Source organism: Mesorhizobium sp. M2C.T.Ca.TU.002.02.1.1 (assembly GCF_003997225.1).
On record NZ_RZTO01001516.1, the window covers coordinates 1 to 470 of the forward strand.

The 470-nt window shown below is 64.7% G+C and carries 1 protein-coding gene and 1 pseudogene; one reads left to right on the forward strand and one right to left on the reverse strand.

All coding sequences use genetic code 11. The features are described 5' to 3' along the window. On the reverse strand, positions 1–277 hold a 277-nt coding region (locus tag EOD07_RS37050; RefSeq protein ID WP_281059126.1), incomplete at its 3' end, for a S4 domain-containing protein. Between the two features lie 26 nt (positions 278–303). On the opposite strand from EOD07_RS37050, the pseudogene EOD07_RS38995 reads away from it, so the two are divergent. Beyond that, positions 304–470, forward strand: a pseudogene (locus EOD07_RS38995) (fimbrial protein); the annotation flags it as partial.

The window sequence follows — 470 nt, forward strand, 5'->3', positions numbered from 1 at the left end:
GCTCGGGTGCCGGCACCAGAATCTCGACCCGCTCACCGACGATCAGCTTGCGCTTGGTTTCCAGCACCTGCTTGCCGGCGACGGAGACGGCGCCTTGGCGGATCAGCGCCTGCACGCGGCTGCGCGACAGCTCCGGCCCGAGCTTGGCGGCGAGCCATTGGTCGAGGCGCTGGCCGGCGGCGTCCGCATCGGCTTCCAGCACGACGGCTTCGCCGGATTCCTCGTCCGCCAATTCGTCCTCTATCAATATCGGGGTCTCTTCGTTATGAGCGCTCATCGAAACCCATTGCGGATTGTTTAGCCATGGCCCGGCCGATCGCCGAAGAAGATGAGGAAAAGCCGCTCGACCCCGCGGCCGAGAACGTGCGCCGCAAGCTCGTCCGCTTCATGATCGTCAATCTCGGCCTTCTGTTCCTCGCCCTTATGGTGGTGATCGGGGCGCTTGTCTACAAAGCCCGCAACGCGCCGGT